The organism is Shewanella sp. SP2S2-6 (genome assembly GCF_031931965.1).
Taxonomy (GTDB): domain Bacteria; phylum Pseudomonadota; class Gammaproteobacteria; order Enterobacterales; family Shewanellaceae; genus Shewanella; species Shewanella baltica.
Genome location: NZ_JAUOEQ010000001.1, coordinates 302,519 through 329,029, shown reverse-complemented (window position 1 = coordinate 329,029; position 26,511 = coordinate 302,519). Strand labels below are relative to the sequence as shown.

General features: G+C 45.7%; 24 protein-coding genes and 2 pseudogenes. 15 read left to right on the top strand and 11 right to left on the bottom strand.

Annotated features, from left to right (window positions below; genetic code table 11):
• Window positions 1-27 precede the first annotated feature (27 nt).
• The 3 genes from Q4Q57_RS01455 to Q4Q57_RS01445 all read right to left on the bottom strand — a co-directional run bounded on the left by Q4Q57_RS01455 (window position 28) and on the right by Q4Q57_RS01445 (window position 2,813).
• Entirely contained in the window at window positions 28-1,224 is a 1,197-nt protein-coding gene (locus tag Q4Q57_RS01455) for a DUF418 domain-containing protein (protein WP_311889362.1), read from the bottom strand.
• Window positions 1,225-1,392: 168 nt separating this feature from the next.
• The gene (locus tag Q4Q57_RS01450; RefSeq protein ID WP_006082562.1) at window positions 1,393-1,830 is read right to left on the bottom strand and encodes a nucleoside deaminase; all 438 of its coding nucleotides are present in this window, start codon (window positions 1,828-1,830) and stop codon (window positions 1,393-1,395) included.
• 65 nt (window positions 1,831-1,895) lie between these two features.
• Complete coding sequence (locus Q4Q57_RS01445; RefSeq protein ID WP_259559846.1) at window positions 1,896-2,813, bottom strand: LysR family transcriptional regulator; 918 nt, start codon at window positions 2,811-2,813, stop codon at window positions 1,896-1,898.
• 135 nt (window positions 2,814-2,948) lie between these two features.
• Between Q4Q57_RS01445 and xapA the strand changes: the two genes are divergently transcribed.
• Window positions 2,949-3,776, top strand: coding sequence for a xanthosine phosphorylase (xapA, locus tag Q4Q57_RS01440; RefSeq protein WP_311889361.1), 828 nt, complete (start codon window positions 2,949-2,951; stop codon window positions 3,774-3,776).
• Between the two features lie 307 nt (window positions 3,777-4,083).
• On the opposite strand, the gene Q4Q57_RS01435 is transcribed toward xapA, so the two are convergent.
• Complete coding sequence (locus Q4Q57_RS01435; RefSeq protein WP_311889360.1) at window positions 4,084-4,584, bottom strand: hotdog fold domain-containing protein; 501 nt, start codon at window positions 4,582-4,584, stop codon at window positions 4,084-4,086.
• Window positions 4,585-4,808: 224 nt separating this feature from the next.
• Between Q4Q57_RS01435 and Q4Q57_RS01430 the strand changes: the two genes are divergently transcribed.
• Both Q4Q57_RS01430 and Q4Q57_RS01425 read left to right on the top strand, forming a co-directional pair.
• A complete protein-coding gene (locus tag Q4Q57_RS01430) occupies window positions 4,809-5,723 on the top strand; it encodes a DUF368 domain-containing protein (protein WP_311889359.1) in 915 nt (304 codons plus the stop codon).
• A gap of 203 nt (window positions 5,724-5,926) precedes the next feature.
• On the top strand, window positions 5,927-7,516 hold the full coding sequence (locus Q4Q57_RS01425) for a hypothetical protein (protein ID WP_311889358.1): 1,590 nt from the start codon (window positions 5,927-5,929) through the stop codon (window positions 7,514-7,516).
• A 51-nt stretch (window positions 7,517-7,567) separates the two neighbouring features.
• On the opposite strand, the gene Q4Q57_RS01420 is transcribed toward Q4Q57_RS01425, so the two are convergent.
• The 3 genes from Q4Q57_RS01420 to Q4Q57_RS01410 are packed head-to-tail and all read right to left on the bottom strand — an operon-like array spanning window position 7,568 to window position 9,960.
• The gene (locus Q4Q57_RS01420; RefSeq protein WP_311889357.1) at window positions 7,568-8,227 is read right to left on the bottom strand and encodes a PAS domain-containing protein; all 660 of its coding nucleotides are present in this window, start codon (window positions 8,225-8,227) and stop codon (window positions 7,568-7,570) included.
• A gap of 50 nt (window positions 8,228-8,277) precedes the next feature.
• Entirely contained in the window at window positions 8,278-9,552 is a 1,275-nt protein-coding gene (locus tag Q4Q57_RS01415; protein ID WP_261273158.1) for a serine dehydratase subunit alpha family protein, read from the bottom strand.
• Window positions 9,553-9,576: 24 nt separating this feature from the next.
• The gene (locus Q4Q57_RS01410) at window positions 9,577-9,960 is read right to left on the bottom strand and encodes a RidA family protein (RefSeq protein WP_220592380.1); all 384 of its coding nucleotides are present in this window, start codon (window positions 9,958-9,960) and stop codon (window positions 9,577-9,579) included.
• 256 nt (window positions 9,961-10,216) lie between these two features.
• Between Q4Q57_RS01410 and Q4Q57_RS01405 the strand changes: the two genes are divergently transcribed.
• Window positions 10,217-11,488 carry an amino acid permease gene (locus Q4Q57_RS01405; RefSeq protein WP_106649901.1) on the top strand — a complete coding sequence of 424 codons (1,272 nt, stop codon included), beginning with the start codon at window positions 10,217-10,219 and terminating at the stop codon, window positions 11,486-11,488.
• A gap of 177 nt (window positions 11,489-11,665) precedes the next feature.
• Here Q4Q57_RS01405 and Q4Q57_RS01400 read toward each other — a convergent pair.
• The 3 genes and pseudogenes from Q4Q57_RS01400 to Q4Q57_RS01390 form a co-directional block, all read right to left on the bottom strand.
• Window positions 11,666-13,284: pseudogene (locus Q4Q57_RS01400) on the bottom strand (methyl-accepting chemotaxis protein).
• Window positions 13,285-13,328: 44 nt separating this feature from the next.
• Complete coding sequence (locus Q4Q57_RS01395; RefSeq protein ID WP_311889356.1) at window positions 13,329-13,739, bottom strand: phosphate ABC transporter substrate-binding protein; 411 nt, start codon at window positions 13,737-13,739, stop codon at window positions 13,329-13,331.
• Window positions 13,740-13,748: 9 nt separating this feature from the next.
• A pseudogene (locus tag Q4Q57_RS01390) lies at window positions 13,749-14,820 on the bottom strand (porin).
• Between the two features lie 690 nt (window positions 14,821-15,510).
• Here Q4Q57_RS01390 and Q4Q57_RS01385 point away from each other — a divergent pair.
• The 3 genes from Q4Q57_RS01385 to Q4Q57_RS01375 are packed head-to-tail and all read left to right on the top strand — an operon-like array spanning window position 15,511 to window position 17,268.
• Window positions 15,511-16,653 carry a transglutaminase domain-containing protein gene (locus tag Q4Q57_RS01385; RefSeq protein ID WP_311889355.1) on the top strand — a complete coding sequence of 381 codons (1,143 nt, stop codon included), beginning with the start codon at window positions 15,511-15,513 and terminating at the stop codon, window positions 16,651-16,653.
• 16 nt (window positions 16,654-16,669) lie between these two features.
• Window positions 16,670-16,987, top strand: coding sequence for a hypothetical protein (locus tag Q4Q57_RS01380; RefSeq protein ID WP_063884598.1), 318 nt, complete (start codon window positions 16,670-16,672; stop codon window positions 16,985-16,987).
• Window positions 16,984-17,268 (top strand): heavy-metal-associated domain-containing protein, encoded by a 285-nt coding sequence (locus Q4Q57_RS01375; RefSeq protein ID WP_063884572.1) that lies wholly within the window; start codon window positions 16,984-16,986, stop codon window positions 17,266-17,268. Before Q4Q57_RS01380 ends, Q4Q57_RS01375 begins: the two co-directional genes overlap by 4 nt.
• Window positions 17,269-17,515: 247 nt before the next feature.
• Here Q4Q57_RS01375 and Q4Q57_RS01370 read toward each other — a convergent pair whose 3' ends face one another.
• On the bottom strand, window positions 17,516-18,022 hold the full coding sequence (locus tag Q4Q57_RS01370) for a hypothetical protein (RefSeq protein WP_259562199.1): 507 nt from the start codon (window positions 18,020-18,022) through the stop codon (window positions 17,516-17,518).
• Between the two features lie 314 nt (window positions 18,023-18,336).
• Between Q4Q57_RS01370 and Q4Q57_RS01365 the strand changes: the two genes are divergently transcribed.
• From Q4Q57_RS01365 to Q4Q57_RS01330, 8 genes are read left to right on the top strand one after another with little or no spacing between them, the layout of a single operon-like run.
• Entirely contained in the window at window positions 18,337-19,290 is a 954-nt protein-coding gene (locus Q4Q57_RS01365) for a YbgA family protein (protein WP_006082548.1), read from the top strand.
• Window positions 19,291-19,350: 60 nt separating this feature from the next.
• Window positions 19,351-20,361: a MerR family transcriptional regulator gene (locus tag Q4Q57_RS01360; RefSeq protein ID WP_311889352.1), complete on the top strand. Its 1,011-nt coding sequence runs from the start codon at window positions 19,351-19,353 to the stop codon at window positions 20,359-20,361.
• A gap of 22 nt (window positions 20,362-20,383) precedes the next feature.
• Entirely contained in the window at window positions 20,384-21,862 is a 1,479-nt protein-coding gene (gene phrB / locus Q4Q57_RS01355; RefSeq protein ID WP_375163671.1) for a deoxyribodipyrimidine photo-lyase, read from the top strand.
• 23 nt (window positions 21,863-21,885) lie between these two features.
• On the top strand, window positions 21,886-22,332 hold the full coding sequence (locus Q4Q57_RS01350; RefSeq protein ID WP_006082545.1) for a nuclear transport factor 2 family protein: 447 nt from the start codon (window positions 21,886-21,888) through the stop codon (window positions 22,330-22,332).
• Window positions 22,332-23,132 carry an SDR family NAD(P)-dependent oxidoreductase gene (locus Q4Q57_RS01345; RefSeq protein WP_259573453.1) on the top strand — a complete coding sequence of 267 codons (801 nt, stop codon included), beginning with the start codon at window positions 22,332-22,334 and terminating at the stop codon, window positions 23,130-23,132. Before Q4Q57_RS01350 ends, Q4Q57_RS01345 begins: the two co-directional genes overlap by 1 nt.
• Entirely contained in the window at window positions 23,129-24,379 is a 1,251-nt protein-coding gene (locus tag Q4Q57_RS01340; RefSeq protein ID WP_115334179.1) for an NAD(P)/FAD-dependent oxidoreductase, read from the top strand. Before Q4Q57_RS01345 ends, Q4Q57_RS01340 begins: the two co-directional genes overlap by 4 nt.
• Window positions 24,376-25,200 carry a DUF1365 domain-containing protein gene (locus Q4Q57_RS01335; RefSeq protein WP_311889347.1) on the top strand — a complete coding sequence of 275 codons (825 nt, stop codon included), beginning with the start codon at window positions 24,376-24,378 and terminating at the stop codon, window positions 25,198-25,200. Before Q4Q57_RS01340 ends, Q4Q57_RS01335 begins: the two co-directional genes overlap by 4 nt.
• 1 nt (window position 25,201) lies before the next feature.
• A complete protein-coding gene (locus Q4Q57_RS01330) occupies window positions 25,202-26,488 on the top strand; it encodes a cyclopropane-fatty-acyl-phospholipid synthase family protein (protein WP_259513613.1) in 1,287 nt (428 codons plus the stop codon).
• Window positions 26,489-26,511: the final 23 nt, after the last annotated feature.

Below are 26,511 nucleotides of genomic sequence, written 5' to 3'. Positions count from 1 at the left end.
AATCTCGTGTCAGTGTTTTTAAGCTTGCTAGCGTTCTTGTGATGCAGCGTATTTTTTAAACGCGAGGTGGCGCCAAAGTTTTTCCAATGGCCCTTGCTTGAAATAGCGTAAGTACAGGCTGGCTAACAGTAATTGCACTACTGAATAAACCAGTGCCATGGCCATGTATCCCCATCTGTCTAGACTCAATAGCAATTCTGGAGCTAAGTGCCTAAACACTAACACGCCAACGATGGATTGCAGAATATAGAGACTAAAAGCAAGCTTGCCAACATTTTGCAATGGAGTCAGTCTATTAGGATTGTTCTGGCAAATTTTAACCATAATATGAATGTAAATCAGCGCCATTGGAATAGCGCTTAGCATGATCAACACATCTGAAAACGTCACTAGAATAGGATTATTGCTAAAGTCTAAACCGATATCGAGTAGCGATACCGTCACACTGGCGAGCACTAATTTCAGCAGTTGTGGCTTGCTAAACCCCCGCTCAAAAGTTCCCTGTTGATACAAGGCCATGCCGAGCAACATTAAGCCCGCCGTAAACCACATTATGGTAAAAGGGATCACCAACGCCATATAACCCACTTGTATCAAATGCAGGAACAATTGGTCGGCATAGCTTGAGGTCCATGCTCCGTATTGCTCTGCAAATAGACTCGATTCTCGAGTGAAAGGTTCATCGCTGCCCGTAAAGCTAATCAGCGTGATGATCACTAAGGCGCTTAAAATAAAAATATTCGCTTTGCGCTTAAGGGCTTCAATACTTAAATCTTTGTAACACAAAGCTAAAAATCCGCTGATCCCATAGGTTAATAAAATATCACCTGGCCAGATAATGATGCCGTGGAGTAGGCCAAACACCATTAGCCATTTCAAACGTGAGCGCAGAAGTGGATATGCTTCTAGGCCTTTGGCGCTAAATCTCTGATATTGAATAAAAAGCCCGACACCAAATAAGATGGAAAACAGACTGATAAAGCGCGCCTCGATGAAAAAGTTACTGAACACTTTGATTATGTGATCCGACAGCGGCGGCGTTTCGTGGGGGGCATAGCCAAAAAAAGTAATGCCCATAAAATAGATATTCATAAAAAATATCCCCAACACGGCTAAGCCGCGAATGGCATCGAGATTGGCATTACGCTGTGCAGGAATCGTCATGACGACTGGCTGCGTGGAGTCTGTTCTTGACCAAGGGTCTTTAGGTAAGTTGGCTGGCACGTTAGCTGAGTTCCTTTCGCTAGTAAGCATGTTCCACTTTTCACTGGGATTTGGGAGGGCTAGCCTAGCAGGCGCTAGCCCCCAATGAAATACAGCCAATACAAAAAGTGAAATACAAAAAAGATAGCAAGTGAAATATAGAAAGTGATTGAGAAGAGTGAAGATCCACTACTCGCCGATATCTTCATTCCAGAGTGTGGGATGGTTAGCGATAAAGTCGTGCATCAGTTGTTTGCACTCGGCGTTATCGACCACAGTGACATCAACGCCGCGGGATTTGACATAGGCTTCTGGCCCTTGAAAGGTGGTGTTTTCACCGACGATGACTTTAGGTATGCCATAAAGTAATACCGCACCGCTGCACATATCACAGGGCGATAGGGTGGAATACAAGGTTGCTCTTTGGTACTCGGCGGCGCTAAATCGGCCGGCATTTTCGAGGCAATCCATTTCGGCATGCAGTACTGAACTGCCTTTTTGTACCCGTTTATTGTGGCCACGTCCGACGATTTTGCCATCGATCACTAGTACCGAACCAATAGGGATGCCGCCCTCGGCCAGTCCTTGTTTGGCTTCTTCAATGGCTGCCGCTAAAAATTCATCCATCTTGATATCCTTAAAATATGAACCCTGAATATTAAACTCAGCATAGCACTCGTTTGGGAGACAATCTAAATGGTTTTGATTTGTTGCTTCAATAAGTCCCTCAGGCTATCAATAATCGGCAGCGAAGCCATTTCTGGCCGATAAATCAGGCAGATATCGGCGGGGATTGTTTGTTTTAATTTAATAAACTTTACCCTAGGCCAAGGCTGTGATGCATAACTTTGCGGCACTATGGATACTCTGTTATCGCCAGCGATGATCGCCATCAAGCTATTGGGCTCGACCATTTCCTGTATCAGCTGTGGTATAAATCCTTCGGCCTGACAGTTGGCGATAATCAAATCGCTAGAGGCGGAGTTGGCACGGCTGAGTAAGGTAAAGGGCTCATCTTTGAGTTCACTCAAGTCGATGCTTTTACGTCTGGCTAAGGGATGTTTATTTGCCAGCGCTAACACCATAGGTTCGCTGGTGATGGTTTCGGCGATTAGGTGCGGCAGATTTAAGGTGTCGGCGTAGCGCACTAGGCCAAAATCGATTTCTTGATGCGCTAAGGCGACTTTTTGAGTTTCAGGTGATAACTCTTGAAAAATGAGCTCATTATCAGGGCATTGCTTGCGAAAGCTTTTCAGAATGTCACCAAATCCCATCCAAAAAAGCGAGCTCATGATGCCAATCCGAATATGGTTTCTATCGAGTCGCCCAAGCTGAGCCACTTGTTCCAATGAGGTATTCACCAGCTCGAATATTTGCTCGCACTTTTCTCTTAACAATTGGCCATAGGGTGTGAGCTCCACTTGCCGAGTGCTGCGAGTGAACAGCTCAACGCCAAGGAGTGATTCTAACTCTTTGATTTGTGCGCTCAGCGGAGATTTCGATAGATGCAGTTGCTCGGCAGCAGCGGTAAAGTTTTTCACTTCAGCCACTCGATGAAAATACCGCAGCATCTTCAAGGTAACGAGTTCTGGTGCGTTTATCTTGCTCATCTCAGGCTCACTATTTTTATTTATTGTCCTTTTTATCAGCACAATAGTGCGGTTAATCGCGATTATTTGCAACCCCAAGCCCGCTTATACTGAGGGTCGTTTACTCTTTCATTCCTTTGCTATGAGGTACCTTGTATGAGCCATGATCCTGTTATTAATGCCCTTGCGACGATTCGAGCCCGTAAACCGAATTTCTCTCCCCGTGCTGCTATGATTTTGGGCTCAGGACTTGGCGCGTTTGCCGATAATTTAGATAACAAAGTGGTGATCCCCTATGAAGATTTAGACGGCTTTCCCGTGAGTACCGTCGTCGGTCACTCGGGAGAGCTGGTGCTCGGCAGCTTACATGGCGTAGACATAGTGTGCATGAAAGGCCGTGGGCATTTTTACGAGCACCAAAGCATGAAGGTGATGACGACGCCGGTGCGTACTTTCAAACGTTTAGGGTGTGAATTGTTACTTGTGACTAACGCTGCGGGGTCATTACGGCCAGAGCGGATCGGCGTGGGATCATTAGTGATTTTCAGCGATCACATCAACACTATGCCAGGTACGCCTATGACGGGCGCAAACGATGACAGCTACGGCCCGCGCTTTTTTAGCTTGGCCAATGCCTATGATAAAGACCTCAGAGCAGAAGCCTTAAGTGTCGCAAAAGCCGCAGGCATTGAAGTGAATCAAGGGGTCTTTGTGTCTTACTCTGGCCCGTGTTTTGAAACCGCGGCCGAAATCCGCATGATGCAAATTATCGGTGGCGATGTGGTGGGAATGTCTGTGGTGCCAGAGGTGATTTCAGCGGCGCATTGTGGTTTGCCAGTACTGGCTGTGTGTGCCATTACCAATATGGCCGAAGGATTGGGGGATGTGCAGTTATCCCATGAACAAACCTTAACATCCGCCAAGCTTGCCGAAGCTGACTTTATCCGTTTAATTGAGCGTTTTACCACCAGCCATTTTGCTTAATATCTGGTTTAACTGGGCTGCTATATAACGATAGGGCGCGATAAAGGGCTGCTATTTTAAAAGCTCGTATTTAACAGGTCGAATTAAGCTCTCGTATTTAAGAGCTCATATTGAAGAGTTCGGATTTAAAAGAACAGATTTAAAAGTCCGTACTTAAAAATCCTTACTTAAAAGTGAGCGAGCAAGGCGCCGTGCAATTGCGCTAACATAGTTTTTTAACGAAATACGGCTGAAGGCTAAAAAAGTAAAAGGGAGCTTAGCTCCCTTTTTAGATGCAGACATTAAGCACAGCGCTCGTGTAAAACGCTTATTTCTGTGGTTTTTCTGAAATCCACAACTTGATATGTCCCTTTACTACGACCACACCTTGGGTGTCGTAGGCGGTAACGGGGACGAGCATATCGCCCGGAGTCCATTGCTCTGGCGTCACTTCGGCGATACACAAAATATCGCTGCCTGCTTTGGCGGTATAATCCAAACTCATGCCCTTAGGGATCCAACGTAAATGCTTTGGAATTGAGGCTTCGGCCATCACGCCCATCGCCATTTCTAGGCCGTTACAAATCGCAATCACATGCACAGTTTTTATATGATTATGAACAGCATGGCGTTTTTTAATTAAACAGGCGCAATGATTAAGGCGTAATTCAGTGATCAGTGGTTTGATGGTGCCAAAATAGGGCGCCATTCGTGAAACCATGATTGAAAACAGTTTTTGGCCGAAGGGATAAAGGCGAGTCTTATGGTAGAGCGCGAGCACTTTATTTGGTTTTTGTTCTGCAGTGCTAGAAGAGTCAGTCTGGCTCATGGTCATCCTTAATTATGATGCAAAGGGATATGGTTATCTTGAGCCGGTTCCAAGTTGAGCTTGGACTGCTCTGGTCGGATGAGTGTAACATTAGGATAACAACAAATACCAGTCGGCATAATTAAGCAAACTTCATTTCGCGGTTTTTAGTGTAACACCGTATAATTGCGGCCAATTTGTCGTTTAGCGGCAATGGCATATTGATTTAACTACAAGGACTCACAGTGAAATATTTGCTGACATATTTTAAGGGAATGGCCATGGGCGCTGCCGATGTGGTGCCAGGCGTTTCGGGCGGCACCATAGCGTTTATTACCGGTATTCTCGATACCTTGCTCGATAGTGTAAAACGCATCAATCCTTCCCTTTGGGGCGTAATCAAGTCGCAGGGCATAAAAGGGGCATTTGCCCATATTAATGGTGGCTTTTTAGTGAGTCTGCTGGCGGGGATCCTGACCAGTATTTTTACCTTTGCTAAGTTAATCTCTTGGTTACTGGTGACGCACCCGATCCCGATTTGGTCGTTCTTTTTTGGGCTTATTATTATCTCTGTCGTGCATATGCTTAAGCAAGTGAATGGTTTCACTGTGGCACGTTTAGGTTTATTTGCCTTAGGTGTGCTGGCAGCATGGGCGATAACTGTGTTAAATCCGGTCGCGGTAGAAGCCAGTTATATGAATATCTTCTTCGGCGGCGCGATTGCGATTTGTGCTATGGTGTTACCGGGGATTTCAGGCAGTTTTATCTTATTATTGTTAGGCTTATATCCCGTGGTTTTAGCTGCGGCTAAAAATATTCAGCTGGATATTTTGGCCTGTTTCGCCGTTGGCGCTGTGATGGGATTACTGACGTTCAGCCATTTATTGTCGGCACTGTTGCGTAAGCACCACGATGCCACTATCGTGTTTCTAACCGGATTAATGTTAGGCACCTTAGGTAAAATTTGGCCATGGAAAGAAACTTTAACTTGGCGGACCAACTCCCATGGTGAGCAAGTGCCGTTATTGGAACAGAATATTTCGCCGCTTAATTTTGAACAAGTGACCGGCCAACCTTCGCAACTCGCCTTTGCGATTGTGTGTATGCTGGCGGCGATTGCACTGGTATGGGGGTTAGAGAAAGTGGGCAAAAGAGATTAATCCTTTATTTAATACCCTTGATATAACGTTTCCCCTATCAAAGCAGCGAGCCTTCGCTGCTTTGTTGTTTTCGCCCCAAAGGCAACAGATATTTAATTTTCATGGTTTTTTTGTACAATACTTAGCCTTTGCAGAGGTGTGGCTTTGGTTGAAGGCACCTGTATAAATTCAGTATGAGTTTGTCGTTACGATAAGGATGTTTTGTGAATAAGAATACCGTTTCATGGGCGGGCGCCGCGCTCGCTTTCTTCGCGTTAACCCATGTGATTACCAATAGTATCAATAAGCAAGATGTCGGGCTCTCCCCAGAGCAACGCACGCAGATGGAAAACACCTTGCAGCAGTATGGGCCCAAGGGCAAGGCATCTCAGTATGGCCAATATGCTCCAGCCGATAATACCAATCTCACAACTGACAACTCCCTCAAGAATGTCCGGCATATCTACAGTAATAAAGGTGCTTTTGCGGCACTTCGGCAGGATGGCAGCGTGGTGACATGGGGCGATCGTCAGTGCGGCGGCGACCATAGCGCCGTGGCGGCTGAATTAGTCAATGTAAAAAGCATTTTTGCTTCGACAAATGGGTGTGGTTTTGCGGCATTAACCCAAGACCATCGACTGGTGATTTGGGATATGGGGGATGCGCCTGTATTACTTAGAGATCAGCTTACGCAAGTGGCAGATTTTGTGATGCGTGATGATCTGTTTGCCGCCATAAAACGAGATGGCAGCGTCATCAGTTGGTCTATCGTGGATGGGTCTTTGGATGAATTAAATCACGGAATTTATTCAGCGCCAGCGTTGAAGAATGTGCAGAGTGTGAGTATCAATGATGCAGCATTTGCTGCGTTACTACAGGATGGCACTGTGGTGACCTGGGGTTCGGCCTATCACGGTGGTAATAGTCAACACCTTGCCGCAAAACTTAAGAATATTAAAGCTGTTTATGCGGCGCCAAGTGCCTTTACTGCCGTGACTCAAAACGGGGAGCTAATGTCTTGGGGGAGCGTCAATGATGGTCAAGAAAGCCAAAGACAACTGGCTAGACTCAGTGAGTTTACGGCAGTTACCAAAGTTGTTCATTCAGTATTTGGTTTTACTGCATTAATGGCCGATGGAAGAGTCTATGCGTGGGGTGAAGGTTTTTTGCCAGAGAGTCGTGTACTTTTTCCGTTAGCCTTAGCGAACTCGCCCGCTAATAGCCAAGAAAAAGTCATTGATATTGTAGCTAATGATGGCGCTTATGCTGCGTTAAAAGCGAATGGCGATGTTGTAGTTTGGGGTCATAAACGCCATGGCGGTAATGCTTCGGCCGTGCAAAACAAGTTGCAACATGTACGCGCACTATATGCGATAGATACGGGGTTTGTTGCGCTGCGAGAGGATGGCACATTAATAGGTTGGCAAGGAGCAGAGGATTTAAGTGGTGAACCTATGATGCAAGAGATTACAGATGTAGTTCAAGTGGTTACGTTAAATCAGGGGTATGCAGCGTTGAAAGCGGATGGCACTGTAGTAGAGGATAGCGCGGGACCTAAGCTTGGTGTCTCTGAGGTTATCGAGCTTATCCCAAGTGTTATGGGATTTACCGCTAAGCGACGTGATGGGAGCCTTTCTGTTTGGCAATTTGGCGGGCTGAGTTGGCATGCTAAAAAACAAGATATTGATCTAACCGATGTCATTGAGGTGCGTGGCAACATATCAAACATGATAGCGCTCACTTCTGATGGTAAAGTTTTGACGTGGGATCTGTTAGGGAGTGGCGGTGAAGCTGATGCTGATATGTCATATTAAAACGAGGCTGGAATATTTCATTTCAGCCCGTTGATTCAATCATGCACGCAATTAAGCTTGATTGGCTTTGATTTCCCGCAGATAGCGATAAATCGAATGCACCGAAATCCCCAATCGAGTGGCCGCGACTTGGGCGCTGTCCTTGAGTTCGAAAATCCCTAACTCATGCAATTGATTAACGATTTCGCGGTTCTTCTGTGAAGGGGAAATCCCAGAGTTTGAGCGCACTTCATGGTTGATACTGTCAATCGTGCTATGGAGCGCTTCATCGATATTGCGGGCAAACACCTCGGGCGAGCTGGTCAGTTCGCTGCCAAGGAGTTGCTCTGGCATCATAGTGCGCAGCACAGATTGCAGTGGTGCATCCATGTCGCTGTTAATACACAGCAAACCTATGGGTTGATTTTTACTGTTACGGATCACAGTCGTGATCGATCTTAGCGTCTTACCATTGGCGCATTTCGTTAGGTAAGAGTTAGAAATATCCTGACCTGTCTTGAGTTTAAGCAAGGCAAGGTTGGTTATCGGCGCACCCACTTCACGGCCTGTGACATGGCCATTGGCAATTTTGACCACAGACGGATGTTTCGCATCTAGGCTGTGCAATACCACTTCTGTGTGTTCACCATACATGGCAGCGATGCCATCGACGATATTTTCGACCGATTTCAAAATATCCAGATCACTTTGCGTTAAATCTTGCAGTTTCACAATTTCAACCTTTAGTTATTAACCCGCTATTATTCAGCGGGTTAAAATCATTATGCCGACATAATATCGATAATAGTGACATCTGTGGATGACATGCCATTGAGGATCATTTTGCCAATGTTTTTAATGGTTTTCTCTACATCGGTAGCAATAATACCTTGGCCTGAGACATTGTGACTACTGAGCGCCATCAAAAATGAGCGCACGGCCGCACTAGATGACGTGCTGACCTTCATGGCGCAGGAGGCTTTCGCGCCATCACACACCATGCCCGAGCTGTCGCTGATCACGTTTTGAATCGCGAAACAGGATTGTTCGAACGAACCTCCCGCCAAATACACCATAGCCATAGAAGCGGCTGCGCTGGTGACGGTATTACCACAAAATGCCGACAGGGGTGGGTAATGGGACTTGATATAAATCGCCCCTAGATGGCTCATTATCAAGGCGCGGGCGAGCTGTTCTTCCGAAACCTTATAGCATTGCGCCGTTAATACCACGGGAATAGTCGCGGCTATGCCTTGGTTGCCACTGCCAAGATTACTCATGGCGGGCAAGTTCGCACCGCCCATGCGCGCATCGGAGGCGGCAGCCGTTAACATCACGATTTTATTGAGTAAATCTTCACCAATAATGCCAGCGGCTATGCCACTTTTCATGGTGCGACCGACTTCGAGTCCATAGGGATTCGCCATGCCTTCATCGGATAATTTGCCGTTTAGCTCAGAGGCTTCGAGGATGAATTTGATCTCTTCGAAGGGGACTTCTTGGGCGAAGCGATAAATGGATTCGATAGTGATGTCCACGCCTTCACAGATAGACCCCGTGGCTTTAGCTTGCGTGCTGTCAAGGCTAAAGACGGATTCGCCGTTGAGGCGCTTTTCGGCGATCAGTGTATGGCCGCCGCAGATTTTCACTAGGGCTTCGCGGTCGCCTTTTTTCGCGATGACACAGCAATAGATAAACTCTGCCGTTTCAGTGCGCTCAACTGTGACTTTACCCGCATCAATCAATGCCTGTGCTTTGGCGACTTGCTCCGGCGTGATTACGGCTAATACTTCTAAGCCCGCATCAGGATTGCCAGCAATGGCGCCTGCTGCAGCGGCAATTGCCAGACCGATTTTGCCTGTGCCAGGTACAAATACGCCCATAGAGTTTTTATAAAGATTGTCAGACACTTGTACCGCAATTGAATCGGGTTCAACACCCAGTAAGGCGCGGGCGACGGCGGCGGCGTAAGCAGCGGCGATGGGCTCAGTGCAGCCTAATGCGGGCTTAACGACTTGTTTGATGATGCGAATATACTGCTGCCATTGGGGTTTCATCAGCTTACAACCTTATGTTAATGCTTAAATGTTAACGTGTGCTATGGCTTCAACTTCCACTTTAACGCCCAGTGGAAGATCCTTCACCGCAAAACAGCTACGTGCAGGGCAGTCGGTTTTAAAATAGGTTTTATACACTTCGTTAAAGGCGGCAAAGTCACTGATTTCAGCAAGATAACAAGTGGTTTTGAGAACCGTGTCTAAGCTACCACCACCCGCTTCAAGCACGTATTTGAGATTATCTAGCGATTGAATCGATTGTGCGGTGATCCCACCGTCAACCACTCCGCCTTTCTCTTTACAAACGGGCAGTTGGCCAGAGGTGAAGATGAGATTGCCATAGCTCGTACCGTGTGAATAAGGGCCAATGGCCGCGGGAGCACGTTCTGCATGAATAATAGTTTTCATTGTCTCTCCAACTTGCAAATAAAATTGAATGCCTAGGTCGGCGTATGTGCAACATTATTTGTATTTTTATGTTTTATTGCAATTATTTTTTAATGAATTTCATTTGTCACTGCGGTTTGTGCGCTATTTATCTCGTTTTCAGTCAAGTTGTGAGCTTTAACTCTTTGTTCAACAAAAGTTGAGTATATTGATTGCTGAGTTTGTTATGTTCAAATATATTTGCATAAAATAATAGCAACAAGGTAAAGGTGAAATAATGGATGCAACAATTACTGCTGCACAGTGGAAAGCAGATACCCGCTTCGATAGTACGGATTGGGGCTGGATTATCATGAGTATTGGAATGGCGATTGGCGCGGGGATCGTGTTTTTGCCTGTGCAGGTCGGTTTAATGGGGTTATGGGTGTTTTTACTGTCTGGCATTATTGGCTATCCTGCCATGTATATGTTCCAACGGTTGTTTATCAATACCTTAGCCGAATCGCCTGAGTGTAAGGATTACCCGAGTGTGATTTCGGGTTACTTAGGTAAAAACTGGGGCATGCTGTTGGGCGGCTTGTACTTCATCATGCTGGTCATTTGGGTGTTCGTTTATTCAACGGCCATTACAAACGACAGTGCTTCATTTTTGCAAAGTTTTGGGGTCACCAAAGCGTTATTGTCAGAAAATCCTTTTTATGGTCTAGCCTTAATCTGCGGCTTAGTTGCCTTAGCCTCCCGCGGTGAAAATCTACTGTTTAAGATCTCCACTTTTATGGTGCTGACTAAGCTGGGTGTTGTGGCTGTGTTAGGGTTATTGATGGTGGATAAGTGGGATATCAATAATATTGGCGCTATCCCAGCAACGGGTGATTGGTTAAAAGATGCGGTCGTCATGCTGCCTTTTACGCTGACATCGATTCTGTTTATTCAAAGCTTAAGCCCTATGGTGATTTCATACCGTTCACGGGAAAAATCTTTAGCCGTGGCGCGCTTTAAAGCGATGCGCGCGATGAATATTGCCTTTGGTGTCTTGTTTGTCGTGGTGTTCTTTTATGCCGTATCATTCACGCTCGCTATGGGTCACGAACAAGCGGTGCGGGCATCGGAAGAAAATATCTCGGCCTTGGCTATGGTCGCCCAAGGTATGCAGGGGCAAACGCTGAAATTACTGAGTCTGACACTGAACATTTTTGCCGTCATGACGGCTTACTTTGGCGTGTATCTTGGTTTCAGAGAAGCTTGCCAAGGGCTAACCATGAATATGCTGCGTCGGTTTATGCCTGAAGATCGCATCAACAAAAAGCTTGTCGGTTACGGCATCATGATTTTCACTATTCTACTGTCGTGGGGCGCGATTGTATTGAATGCGCCAGTGCTAAGTTTTACGTCAATTTGCAGTCCAATCTTTGGTTTAGTGGGTTGTTTAATTCCCGCTTATTTAGTGTATCAAGTCCCCGCACTGCATAAGTACAAGGGCATGTCGCTGTATATCATTATCATCACGGGTTTATTACTGTGTGTATCACCTTTCTTGGCGTTTAGTTAGCAGGGTTAAAATGGGGGGAAGTTAAGCTTTGATGCATAAAAACCGGTATTGAGTTACTCAATACCGGTTTTTTGCGAGGAAAACGACCTTAGACAATTATATCAAGCAATTATTTCAAGCCATCATTTCAAGCAATCATGACAAGCCATGATCCCAAACAATCATCATAAGTCGTCCTCAAAGTTTAAATTGTGAGGTGGCGTTTTTCAGTTCATCGGCAAAATCGACTAATCCCTCAGAAACATTGCGAACCTGCGACAGAATTTGCAATGTCTGTTCGAATGAAGCGTTCATGTTGACGACGTTATCGACCACTTGAGAAGCGACCGAGGCTTGTTTTTCCGTTGCCGAGGCAATGTGGGTATTCATACTATTGATACTGACAATCTGCTGCTGAATCGATTTCAATGCACTGCCCGTGTTTTGGGCATTGGTTTCATTTTCTGATGATTTAGACATGGCCACATTCATGGTACTAACCGAAGAAATAGCCGCCGTTTTAAGGTTTTGTAACACATGACGGATTTCTGTGGTCGCATCAGCGGTTTTAGAGGCGAGGGCACGGACTTCATCCGCTACCACGGCAAAGCCCCGTCCTTGCTCACCCGCGCGGGCAGCTTCGATAGCGGCGTTCAGTGCCAACAGGTTAGTTTGCTCAGCAATCGAGGTAATCACATTTAAGATAGAGGTGACATTTTCAGTGTCTCTGGCAAGTTCATTAATTGAGTTAGAAGCGGCCTGAATCCCCGTATTTAATTCCTGTGAAATATCGATAGTCCGTTGGACGACTGTCATACCTTGCATGGCTTCTTTTTCGGCGATCTGGGCAGCACTGGCGGCTTGGCGCGCATTTTGCGAAATTTCGATGACGGAGTGGGCATGTCTTCCATTGAAACTTGCACAGCACTGGCATCATGGCTTTGCCTCTGGGTTGCATGCGTTGCATCTTCCATTCGCTGTTTGAGTGAGTGCGAGCTTGCAAGTAAGGGATCGGTAACATTCACTACTCTACGAATCGAATCACCGAGTAACCCAAGGAATCGATTGAAGTTACTCGATACTTGGCCGAGTTCATCGCTACCTGATACGTTAAGTTTATGGCTAAGATCACCCTTACCATCGGCGAGCTCACTCAATGACTGGGCAACATTACGGGCGGATGAGCTAATGGCGCGTGCAATGGCGATAGTGACAATAAACATCACGATCAGTAAAGCGATACCTATGGAGAGGGTGAGCCATAAACTTTGCTCCGATCTGTCACCCGCTTCTTTTATCGATTGTTTAAATTCGAGTACTTTGTCTTGTTTGTAGTTTTGTATTTCATTGAGTACGGCTTCATAGGCTTGGGATTTTTCTTGGCTGATTTGGCCAATATTTGCCATATCAATCGTACCTGCCAGCATGCCTTTAGCTAGCTTAATCGTCATGTCGTTATAACGGGTTAATTTAGCCGATAGATTGTTGAGTTGATTGGCTTGTGAGGGATCGACCTTGTCTAACTGTTGGAGGTTTTTGCGTAAAGATTCGTACATATTACCGGCATTGGTTAACAGGTCTTCGTCGGCAAAAGAAACGGATTGAGTATAAAGCTCATCGAGTCGTTGGATAAAAAACACGTTTTGATTGGCGAGTTCAACCCTTTGGTAAACTTGCTGCTCCATATAGTTAAGAGTGGTGCGATTTTTATTTATGGAGATAACACTAATGCTTAAGTTTAAAGCGAAAATGATGACTGCTAAAATAAATATCGCGATAACTTTTTTAAAAATAGAAATGTTATTAAAGAAATTCATCCCTTGCCCCCAAGTTGTGCAGAGCTTAAGCCCGGCACTCCAATCTAAAACTCGGCAATAACTTTTACCGAATCATTGGCCTCATTACTATCAATATAGCCAATAATATTAGGGTTAGATGCAACTAATTTTATCATCTCCGCCCCACTACTGACTTCCTTGGGTGGCGTTCCTTTGCCCGTAAACACTTTCTGTGACCAATATGACTTAAGTTGGCTTGACGACTTGCCCAGTACTTTAGTGTCAAATGTCTCCCTTAAGGGCATAGCGCTGTCAAGATTGACTGGTACTGCTTGGGCTCCTCCGGGGAAGGTCTTTGTTTTTCCTAAATAAATATTCTCGATTGATTTTTGATCTATTGCATCCGCATTACTGGGATTTACTATGACGACTACGCCAGCAAATAATGGCATTGACAGTAAACTGAGTAGGATTGAGCAAAGTAATTTTTTCATATCTCTCTCCTAAAATACTAAATCAATACCAAGACTGATGGATTTAGAATCCCCCGCAATTTTCAAGCCTGGGCCACCGTCATCTTTAACATCATCATATTGAATTTTAAAGGCTGCCGAGGGATGGAAATCCCAACGTATTCCTACTGAACTCGTATGGTGCACTTCGAGATTTTTACCTTCATTGAAGTCCGAATAGGAAATGTATGGCATTACTGAATCGATACGGTAGCCGAAAGTGAGCAAGTAAGTATCTAGATTACTCCCATCGAGATCTAAGCGGTTCAGCTCAGATAAAAAAAGGAAATTCTCATAATCTATATTAACGGATAGCCCATAGAATTTGCCTGAACGTTGGGTGCTGCCATTCCTGCTGAATGCCACCAATATAACGTTCATTCGTGTATTGCATATGTGTTAGGCGAATATCTAACCAATCTTTGTTGAATTGAACAACAATACCGCCTATGTCCTTCCACACTTCTCGGGTATTTTCGAGGAAGAAAAAGTCAGATAACAGTTTATTGGATTCACTATCTTCGCTACCGTAATAGACTTGCCCTGACATGGTCCAGTCGCCAATTAAATAGTTTTATAGCGCGCTGACACCTGTGTAGTTAAATATTTGCCATGTGTAGTTATCTGCGGGTGTACGTATCCAAGGATAGGCATATCCAACATCAAAAAAGTCACTGTAATAGTAGAGCGGTAAGCGTTTTTTACCTCCTTGTACTGTCCAATGATCATTGATCTCATAGGACAGATAAGCCCATTCAAAACTTGCCGAAAAGTCATCAGCCCCGCGGGAAACAACCTGTGCAGTGGCAGATAAACCTTCGAGTAAATCTGCTGAGAATTGAATACCAAATAAGGTATCGGGTTTGAAACTAATATCTTCATCATAGGCGCCAACGAGTGGATAGTCGGCGAGAAAGGTGGGTCCTAAATCAAACTCTGCAACGCCCGAACCCTCGAGAACTTGACCAGCAACAACTGAGGCAAAACCTGAAATGTTGACTTCTGCATAAGCGGTAGAGCTGAGCAAAAGTGAGCAAAGACCTAATGAAAGCTTATGTTTCATAAAAAAGCCCTTTAAGTGAGTATATTCGTTTTTAAGCCTAGAACAGGCACAAACATACGCAAACTTTTATTAAACATTTTTGTAACATGGTGGTCTGGCTCCCATTTTGAAAGATAAGTTTGATATTTTATGAGTAAAAAGCGTTAGGTAATTCGAGCTAACTTAAGTCAAAACTGTAAGTTCAATATTCTAAATTTGGAATGATTACTCAGCCATACCCATTAAACTGTTAAAGTGAGACTGTGATCTCCCTGAAAACTGTTTCGAAAATTTGCCAAAGAATATTATTGATTTTGCTAAATGAGAGACTCAAAGCTTGAGTGAAAAGTGGTGAGATAATTATCTTTATTAACAACATTAGCCAAAGCTAAATATGGTTGTTATTTAGCCTTTAGATTATAAAAATAACGCAATGGATACTTTTTATTAAACTAAAATTGGGCTTTTTACATAAAAATGCTCTAAATCTATCATTGATTATGCTTGTTAAGTCAACGTCGATATTTATTCCATTTTCATGTGTATGCCAACGCTGTAGCATATTTTACTGAGTTTTTTCTCCGATGTAGTGGTTTTATACTGTATGGTTAGCAGCTTGATTGCTGCACACTGCTATAGCACCTATAATCTTGCTCTCTTATGTTGAGTTTCTCTTCTTTCTAAACATGATCCAATAAAAGGAATGTCATAATGCAAAGACGCAATTTTTTAAAAAGTGCGGCTATTTTGTCGACTGCGGGTTTTATCACGCCAGTACTGGCATCTTCCTCTAAATCGAGTGTCGTTGAACATAGCTCAAGCGATGGACGCCGCCGTTTTACCTTAATTAATAGTTACCATCTTATTGCCCCAGAAGGGTCTGAGGGTGTGGTTAAGTTGTGGATCCCTTTGCCTGAAGACACGCAATTCCAACGGGTCAGTAAGCTGAATTTCACCGGCAGTTTTAAAGATGCCTATATCAGCTCAAACAACAGCTATGGCGCTAAAACGCTGTTTGCGACTTGGCCAGATGCCAAAGACAGCATGACAATGACCGTTGAGTTAGACATTGAAACCTTAGATTGGGAACCGGTTAAAAGCGGCGCTTTGACTCACTATCGCACACCAACACAGATCCACTATCCTGCAGATGTAGAACGTTATTTACTGCCGACTAAACATATGCCGATTAACGGTATTGTGAAGCAAACGGCGGATAAAATCGTTGGTAGCGAAACGGAGCCACTGAAACAAGCGCGACTGATATACCTTTGGGTTAGCGCCAATATGTTCCGCGACAATAGTGTGATTGGCTGTGGCACGGGTGATGTGGCCAGCATTTTAGAAAGTGGTAAGTTAGGCGGTAAGTGTACCGACATTAACTCGGTATTTGTGGCGCTAATGCGTGCCGTGGGAATCCCTGCCCGTGAAATGTTTGGTATTCGCTTAGGTCAGGCGATCAAGATGGGTCATTACTCTAAAAAGGCCTTTGGGAGCGCCGATGACAAAGGGGCTGCCGATGTTAGTGGCGGTCAACATTGCCGCGCTATGTTCTATTTAGCGGGTTATGGTTGGTTGCCCGCCGATCCTGCCGATGTGACTAAAATGCGCTTAACAGAGAAAAAAGAACACAGCGATCCTGCGGTTCAGGCGGTGAATGATTACCTCTTTGGTAACTGGGAAATGAACTGGGTTGGCTTTAACTATGGTCGCGACTTTGATTTATTCCCTGAAGCCGAGCAGACACCACTGAATAACTTTGGTTATCCCTATGCGGAAGTCGATGGTGATCCTGTGAATTATTATGAACCAAAAGTGTTTGCCTATGACTACCAGTCAACCGAACAACGCTAAGGGACTCTTAGCGACGATGGCCGCCGCAGTGATTGCTGCGGTTGCTTCAAGCCTATGCTGTATTGCCCCGCTTATTTATCTGGTGTTCGGGGTGTCGGCCGCGAGCCTGTCGGGGATTGAGCAACTGAGCTGGCTGCAAGTGCCCATGTTGATACTGTCTACTGGACTTATCCTGATGGGATTTTGGCGGCTCTATTTTGCTAAAAAACTATTTTGTACTGCGACGTTGAGTCGTACTCAGATGGTGTGGCTGTACTGGTTAACTGTGCCTGTCGTGCTGGCATTTCAGTTATATCCTTTTGTATTACCTTGGTTATTAGAGGTGTTCGAATGAAGTTAGTGTTATTTCTCGCCTTTAGCCTGTGTTCAGCGTCGAGCTGGGCGGCAAACGTGCTGGTTACCTTGGATGTTAAGGGCATGACTTGTCCGCTGTGTGTCACTGTCGTGAATAAAGCCCTGCGTAAAACCGATGGGGTGATTAAGGCCAAAGCTTCGTTGAAAACCGAACAAGCAATAGTGACTGTGCCAGAGGATTTTAATCTCGATAATTTGCTCAAGGCCGTTGATGAAACGGGTTATAAGGGCAGTATTAACAAGATAGAGAAACAAGCTTAAGCGTCTTAGAACAGTTGCTGGTAACGCATTTTAGCAGCTCGTTTTTAGCCACTTTCTCTTAGCCAGCTTTTAGCAAAAGAGTTAGCCAAAAAATATTAAAGATCAGCCTAGGTTCAAATGCTTAGGCTGATTTCTTACCGAATGAATCACTCGCCACGTCATCAGTCTATCTTCCACACCCGCTTACACTTCTCTCAATACTCAATACACCTCATTCCGCCTAACGCCTAGGCATTCCATTGCTTGGTTAGCTGTAATACACCTCGGGATCGACTCTGCGCTGCCTCTGTTCATTTTTCTCTGAAGACTCCTTTATCAGATCCATTTTTTGCGCTTGCAGTAACTCTAGTTGCTTGGCTTTTTCTTCATCAGACAGGCTTTCATCGTTGGCAATTTTTTCCATTTCAGCCTCTAACTGCTTCAGTTTTTCCCTATCGACACCTGTACGCTTATCGAGGATCGCCTGCATGGCTTCAGCCAATTTGTCGGTGCTTTTATCTGACTCAGGTTTGCCAGCAATGGCTTGCACATTCCCTGTATAGCCTTGTTTGGCGTTAGCTGCGAGATGGCTATAGGTATCGGCTGTCGCGACAGGCGCAGATGAGGAGAGGGTGACAGTATCTTGGCTAACAGCGGGACCCGTTAATGCAATCGAAGTGGCATCATTAGCTTGATTACTCTGGCTTGATTTGAGTTGCGTGAGTGCCAAATTTGCATAGGGATTGGTATAGCTGTTTGGGTTGATTGTGCTCATGTCCGATTCCTTTTGGTATGGCCCAGTAGTTGTGCCCAGTAGTTGCGATTGAGTCCCTTGGCCACCTTTGGCCTTAATACGGCACGATTAAATGGTGCTAATGGTCGTTTCAACTAATTTAATGATGACGCTGTATTTTATAAGCAAGTTAGGGGCCAACTCTGGCTAATTTGGCGCTTATGTTGGGTTATTCTGTGATTGATTTACCTGAAGTAATGCTCTAGTGAGGCTTTTAAAAAATATTTATACAAAAACTTGATCCTTGTACAACTATGGTCCGTAATTAAAGACATAGTGATACAAGGAGTCGACTTATGTACAAGTTTAACCCGCAGCGAATTCAGATTGGGATCAGTGCTTGCTTATTAGGGGAGAAGGTTCGTTTTGATGGCGGACATAAAAATTCTACCTATTGTAATCAAGAAATTAAGCAATTTTTTGATTATGTGCCTATCTGTCCGGAAATGGCGATTGGCCTAGGTGCGCCCCGTAAAAGTATCCGTCTAGTTCGTGATGGTGAAACCATCTTAGTTCAGAGTGGTGACGGTAGCTTAGATGTGACCGATAAGCTCAATGAATACAGCGAAAACAAGGTTGAAGAGCTTGATTTCCTTGGCGGATATTTGCTTTGCGCTAAGTCGCCAACCTGCGGCATGGAGCGGGTAACAGAATACAAAATTGGCACTAACAATGGCTCTAAGTCGGGGATTGGTGTGTTCGCCCGCAAGTTGATGGAGCGATATCCATTATTGCCCGTGGAAGAAGAAGGCCGCTTGCATGACATGGTGCTGCGGGAGAACTTTTTCACCCGCGTTTATGCTTACCACGATTGGCACCTGATGAAGCATGAGGGGCTGACTAAGCATAAGTTAGTGAAGTTTCATTCCCGCTATAAATACCTGTTAATGGCGCATAGCCCTACATGGTATCGCGAGCTTGGGCCGATAGTGGCCAATATTGAGGATCTTGAGCAAAGCGCGACCCGCTACTTTGAAGGCTTTATGACGGCGCTGAAAATCAATGCGACCCGTAAAAATCATACCAGTACGCTGCAGCATATTCAGGGCTACTTTAAAAAGCATTTGAGCAAAGAGCAAAAGACAGAACTGTCTGAAGCGATTATGAAATATCGCGAAGGTTTATTGCCTCTGTTAGTGCCTATCACGCTCATCAACCATTATCTGCGGGAATTCCCAACGCCTTACATAGAAGAGCAAGTGTATTTGAATCCCCATCCAGAGGCGTTGAAGCTGCGCTATGCCTACTAGTATTGGCTTTGCCGTACTGAGTAGTTTTTAGCTTTGAATTTAGTGAGTTATTACTGATATATGAAACAAGATACCCAGTCCATGAGCAGCGATGAGCCCAATGATGGCGTGTTACTCCCCATTGGTGAAGTGTCGGCCTTAACCGGCGTGAATGCCGTGACCTTAAGGGCATGGCAGCGCCGTTTTGGTTTAGTGATCCCTGCGCGCACGCCTAAGGGACACAGATTATATACGAGTGAAAATATCCAAGAAATCCATGAGATTAATGCATGGTTAGCTAAAGGTGTTGCGATCAGCAAGGTTAAACCTTTGTTGATGAGTGCCGCCAAATTATCAAGTGAAATGATTGAATCCCAAGTTGTCGATCTGTGGGGCGAGCAAATTATTGCGCTGAATGCGGCATTGTTCGACTTCAATCAGCATAAGTTGCAGCAGATATTAGACGATGCATTTGGCTTATATCCGTTTCAATTAGTGAAAGAAAAGTTACTTCAACCTTGGCTTAATCAACTCGATGACTTAGCGGATGAGCGGCTCGATGCCGAGTTAATTCTCGCTTGGTTAAAAAGCGAATTACTCAGCCGAGTGGGTGGGCGTTATGCCTTTACCGGACAGGCCATTGCGGCGCGAATGGCTGTGGTGCAGTTATCCCGCGGCGCTGCCACGCCGCCTAGCTCTACTCGCACTAAAAGCTTGTTTTCTTTGTTGCTATTGCTTGAGTTAGCATCGCTTCGAGTATCGGTAATCGACCTTGGCGAGCAGGCCATAGGCAGTTTACCGCTGCTGCAGGGCAGGCTTAACGTCGATGCGCTTTTGCTGATCCCTGATCCAAATCATTCGGGTTCTGAGCAGACTGAAATGCTCACTGTATTGGCACAAATGAGCTTCCCATGTCGATTTGTTGGCCCCTTTGTACCGACGTTGACTTCCTTATCGGCTTTCTGGGCGCCTTCGATGACTGACTTTATTGGACAAATGCCGTCTCGCTCTGTGGGGAAGGTCAACAGAAGTCACAAAGGCAAAGGGAAAAGCGAGCAGGGCAATAGTGGAGAAAACAATGACATCAGTTAACGATTCAATGCCAATAGATTCAATGCCAATAGATTCAATGTCAATAAAAGTGCAGGGCAATAATGCATTGATGTGGTTTCGCCAAGATTTACGCCTCGCCGATAATCAGGCGCTAACCGCTGCTTGCGATTGGGCTCGGGAGAATGGCGTGGCACTTAAGGCCATTTATATCGCTACGCCAACTCAGTGGCAACGCCATGATGTGGCGCCCATTCAGTTAGATTTTATCGAACGTCACATCAATTTGCTTGCCCAAGGGCTGGCGAGTTTGGGGATTGCATTCGAATTAATTCAGTTAGATACCTTTGCCGATGTGCCAGCGTTTATCAGTGATTACTGCCAGCAGCAGGGTATTAGCCGCGTGTTTGCCGGCAGTGAGCCTGAGATTAACGAGCAACAGCGTGACCAAGCCTGTATTCAGGCGGGTATTCCTCTGGTGCTAACCGAAGAGCATTGTTTGCTTAAGCCGGGCACAGTGCTGAACTTGTCCGGCGACATGTATAAGGTTTTCACTCCTTTTAGCCGTAAGTGGCGAGAAATTGCCGCTCGCCATGCCATTTTGCCGCTTCCAGTTCCGGCGCCGCTTGGACCTGTGTTGACCGAGCCAAAGCCGCATTTGTTTAACAATGTCACTAAAGTATCGAGTGAACTTTGGGCTGCGGGAGAAGGGCAGGCAAAGCGTAAACTTTCAGCATTTATTCAGCAGAAAGTGCAGGATTATAAGCAAGATAGGGATTTCCCCTCCATCGATGGTACCAGTTCAATTTCACCCTATTTAGCCATTGGCGTGGTTAGCCCAAGACAATGCGTTGCTGCGCTATTGCATGACTTCCCCGAGGTGATTGTCGACGATACTAGCCCAGCTCGTACTTGGTTAAATGAACTGATCTGGCGCGAGTTTTATCGTCATTTGCTGGTGGCGTTTCCTGACTTATCTAAGAATCACAATTTTAACCGTCAAGCTGACCATGTGCAGTGGCGCAACAATCCGCAGGAGTTTGCAGCCTGGTGCGAAGGTCGTACTGGCTATCCGATTGTCGATGCGGCAATGCGTCAGCTCAATCAAACGGGTTGGATGCACAACCGTTTGCGTATGGTGGTGGCGAGTTTTCTGACTAAACATCTACTGATTGATTGGCGTTGGGGCGAGCGTTATTTCCGCCAAAAGCTCATCGATGGTGACTTGGCCGCGAATAATGGCGGCTGGCAGTGGTCCGCCGGTTGTGGCTGTGATGCCCAGCCTTATTTTCGCATTTTTAATCCTATGAGCCAGAGTGAAAAGTTTGATCCAGATGGCAGCTTCATCCGTAAGTACTTACCAGAGCTCGCATCTTGGGGAATTAAGCAATTACATCAACCCAGTACAGCGCAGACACCGTCCTTGTTTGACCAGCCGTTATTCACTAAAACGGCTTATCCGAGTGCGATTGTCGAGCACAGTGCAGCAAGAGCAAGGGCATTAACCGTATTAGGCGTATTGAAAAAGGCCGCGGCCCAATAAATAGGATCAGGAGCAATAACCAGATGACAAACCAAGCGACGACTGAGACTAATACGCTTGTTGATGATTTTATTCAGCTTTATCAAGCCTTGAATAAAGATAACTTGCACCTGTTGAGCCAAGTTTACGACGACAGTATTAGCTTTACCGATCCTATGCATCAGATCAAAGGGCTAGAGTCGTTAACTCAGTACTTCGCGAAGTTATATAAGAATGTTAAGCATATTCAGTTTGAGATCAAAGAAGTACAGCAGGATGCGAATCAAGCCGCGCTGTTTTGGCAGATGGAATATAGCCACCCTAAGTTGAATAAAGGCGGACTTATCCGTGTTGATGGCATGAGCCAACTTAAATTCAACGACAAGATTTATTTTCACAGGGATTACTTCGACTTAGGGCAAATGTTGTACGAGCATTTGCCTTGCATGGGCGGGCTTATCCGCTTGCTTAAAGACAGGGCGGCTAAGTAATGGACGTTGTTAAGCCATTGAAAATTAATACCGTGCTTATTACAGGTGCAAGCTCAGGCATTGGGCTGCAACTGGCGCAGGATTATTTAGCCTTAGGTTGGCACGTCATTGCCTGTGGCCGCTCCCAAGAAAGATTAGATGCGTTAGCCTTGAATGAACTCGTAGGTGTCACGTTGTTAATTTTTGATATATCCCAGCGCGACCAAGTTCAACAAGCTGGCCACGATTTAGCCGAGCTGTTGGCGAAAACCGATTGTCAGCTCGATTTGGTGGTTTTAAACGCGGGCAGTTGTGAGTACATAGACGATGCTAAGGCCTTCGATGATGTGTTATTCGAGCGCGTCGTCCATACCAATTTAATTGCGATGGGATATTGTCTCAGCGCATTTTTACCTTTAATGCCAAGGGGGTCACGTATTGGCTTAATGAGTTCCAGCGCTATTTATTTACCTTTCCCTCGCGCTGAAGCCTACGGCGCCTCTAAAGCTGGCGTGCAGTATCTCGCCTCGAGTCTCTCGCTTGATCTTGCTAAGAATGACATAGGTGTGAGCTTGATTTGCCCTGGTTTTGTGGCGACGCCACTGACCGCAAAAAATGATTTTTCCATGCCAATGCAAGTGAGTGTGCAAACCGCTTCTAAGGCAATCCGCAATGGGCTTAAAGGTGGCAAGCGCGAGATCCATTTTCCGCGACGCTTTACTTATCTATTGAAATTGATGTCGTTTTTACCTGCCTTTGTGTGGCAAAAAATGATTGCAAACGATACTCAAGCCAAGCCGCTTAAGGACAAGAGTTTATGAAAAATATCGCCATCGTCGGCACCGGCATTTCTGGATTAACCTGCGGCCATCTATTAAGCGAGTCGCACAAGGTCACAGTGTTTGAAGCCAATGACTATATCGGCGGCCACACGGCGACAGTCGATGTGGAGCACCAAGGCCAAACCTACGCCATAGACACAGGTTTTATCGTGTTTAATGACAGAACCTATCCAAGATTTGAGCGTTTATTGGCTCGCCTTAACGTGACCATATTACCGACTGAGATGAGTTTCAGCGTCCATAATGCGCTGACAGGGCTTGAATATAACGGCCACAATTTAGGGAGTTTGTTTGCCCAAAAGCGTAACCTGCTGAATCCGCGCTTTTGGGCCTTTTTAAAAGAAATTCTACGCTTCAATAAAGGCTGTAAGGCACTCTATCAACAGGATATTTACCCTGAAGGCAACTTAGGTGATTATTTAGACAGTGAAAACTTTTCGCGCTTTTTTGCCGAGCACTATATTTTGCCCATGGGCGCGGCAATTTGGTCTTCGAGCATAGAAGATATGCGTGCGTTTTCGTTGAAGTTTTTTATTCGCTTCTTCCAGCACCACGGTTTATTAAATGTCAGTGATAGGCCCCAGTGGTATGTGCTAAAGGGCGGCTCGCGTAGCTATATTCCTGATCTTATTGCGCCCTTTAAAGACAATATTCGCCTTAACTCTCCTGTGACAGGTATTGAACGTCATGGCAATGGGGTGAAGTTGCAGGTCCACGGTGAATGGTTGGAATTCGATGAGGTGATTTTAGCCTGTCATAGCGACCAAGCACTGCGGATGTTAAACGATCCCACGCCAACAGAACGCGCCATTTTAGGCGATCTCAGCTACCAGAATAACGATGTGGTGCTGCACATGGATACGCGTATCCTGCCTAAGCGAAAAGCGGCCTGGGCGAGTTGGAACTATAGGTTAGATGGCAATCTAAAACGCCCTGCGTCAGTAACTTACAACATGAACATACTGCAACAGTTACCAGCCAATGCGCCGACGTTTTGTGTCACTTTGAATCAGTCAGAGTTGATTGATGAGGCGAAAGTGATACGCCGCTTCAATTATGCCCACCCAGTGTTTAACGAAGCCAGCCTTAAGGCGCAGGGCCGCCGTGAGGAAATATCGGGTCAAAATCATACCCATTTTGCTGGAGCCTATTGGCACAATGGTTTCCATGAAGATGGCGTTCGCAGTGCACTGGATGTGTGCGCCCATTTTGGTGTCAGCCTATGACCGATGTAAATGTGACAAGCTTAAATATGACAGAGCTCAATAGCGGCATTTATTACGGCACAGTATCTCACAGCCGTTTTACGCCGATTAAACATAGCTTTAGTTATGCAATGGCGCTGCTGGCGATTGACTTAGATGAAGTCGATAAGATCAGTGCCATGGGGCGAGTTTTTGCCAGTCAGCGCCGCGCTTTACTGAGATTTAATCCGAGAGACTATTTAACTTCTTTTACGACTAAATCCAATAACAGCGGTGAAGTGGCAGTTGCCGATCCGAGCGCCGCGGCACTTAAGAGTCGAGTGCTGGCTCAAGTGGCTGAGTTAGGTGCAGATAAGCTGTGCGACCGAGTTTTGTTTGTAGGTCAGATCCGTCATTTTGGCGTGTATTTCAGCCCAGTAAATTTCTACTTTTGTTATCAAGATCAAACGCCTTTGTACATGTTGGCCGAGGTGAGTAACACGCCTTGGGATCAACGCCATTGCTATTTAGTGGATGTAGCCGCGCCCAAACCTTCTGACAAAGTGTTTCACGTTTCCCCCTTTATGACCCTCGATATGCGTTATCTCTGGCATGTGGCTGCGCCGAGTGAAGACTTAAATATTGGTATTGAAAACAAGTCGATGCAAGAGAATGGTAAAAAACTGTTTAATGCCAATCTAATGATGAAACGCCAACCTATCACGGCGGCCAATTTACGGACGCTTTTGTTTCGCTTCCCTTTTATGACTCTCAAGATCTTCTTCGGGATTTATTGGCAAGCGCTGAAACTCTTTTTCAAACGTGTGCCCTTTGTGCCGCATCCAGCTCAGATGGAGAAATAACATGGAAAATACTGCTTCGCAAACCTCAGTCGCCACAGAGAAACTGCCCGACAGTATTGCGCGTAAAGTCTTGCTCAAGGCGCTGGAAAGTCTGCCCCACGGTTGCTTGACCTTAGTTGAGGGCGATAAGAGTTATCGTTTTGGTGAGAGTCATACCGATTTACATGCCACGCTTGTGGTTAAACACCCCAGTTTTTATCGTCAAATAATGCTTTCAGGCTCCATTGGTGCAGGTGAAGGTTATATTCAAGGCCATTGGACGAGCCCAGATCTCACCAAAGTTGTGCAACTGTTTGCCCGCAATTTAGCCTTGCTCGATAGGATTGAAGCCAAGTTTTCTTGGTTAACCGGCACGATAAACCGCGTGAAGCATGTGCTGAATCGTAACTCGCAGGAGGGCTCGAAGCGTAATATTCTGGCCCACTACGATTTGGGTAATGCCATGTACGAGCAATTCCTCGACCGTGAAATGTTGTACTCGAGTGCGCTTTATCCCCATGAGGAAGCCAGTTTGCAGGAAGCCCAGCTGTTTAAGCTGATGACTATCTGCGAACGACTCGATTTACAGCCAGGTCAAACCTTGCTTGAGATTGGTACTGGCTGGGGCGCGCTGGCTATCTATGCGGCCAAGCATTATGGCGTGCACGTGACAACGACGACGATTTCAGATGCGCAATACGCCTATGCCAAAGCGCGCGTTGAAAGCGAAGGCCTGAGCGATAAAGTGACACTGCTGACCGAGGATTATCGCAATCTGACGGGGGAATACGACAGGGTTGTTTCTATTGAAATGATTGAAGCGGTAGGGCATGAATATTTACCGGGTTTCTTTAAAAAGCTGGAATCACTGTTAAAGCCCCATGGGCGTATGCTGCTTCAGGCGATAACGATTGCCGATCAACGTTACGACAGCTATCGCAAAAGTGTGGATTTTATTCAGCGCTATATTTTCCCCGGTGGCTGCTTACCTTCTGTCAGTCAAATGGTCGGTCATATTGCCAAACAGACGGATATGGTGGTCTGGTCGCTCAATGATATGGGGCTCGATTACGCTAAAACGCTGAGGCATTGGCATGAGAATTTTGATCATGCTGTGGGTGAAATCCAAACCTTAGGTTATGGCGAAGACTTTATCCGCATGTGGAAATTCTACCTAAGTTATTGTGAAGGTGGATTTTTAGAACGCACCACAAGCACAGTGCATTTAGTTGCCGTACGTCCGGACTATCGCGTTCTAGGCAATAGTCAGCTTAGCCAAGCTGTTCCTGCGGCAATCCGGCTAGATTAGCCGTTGAGAGTAGTTCGTTTAGG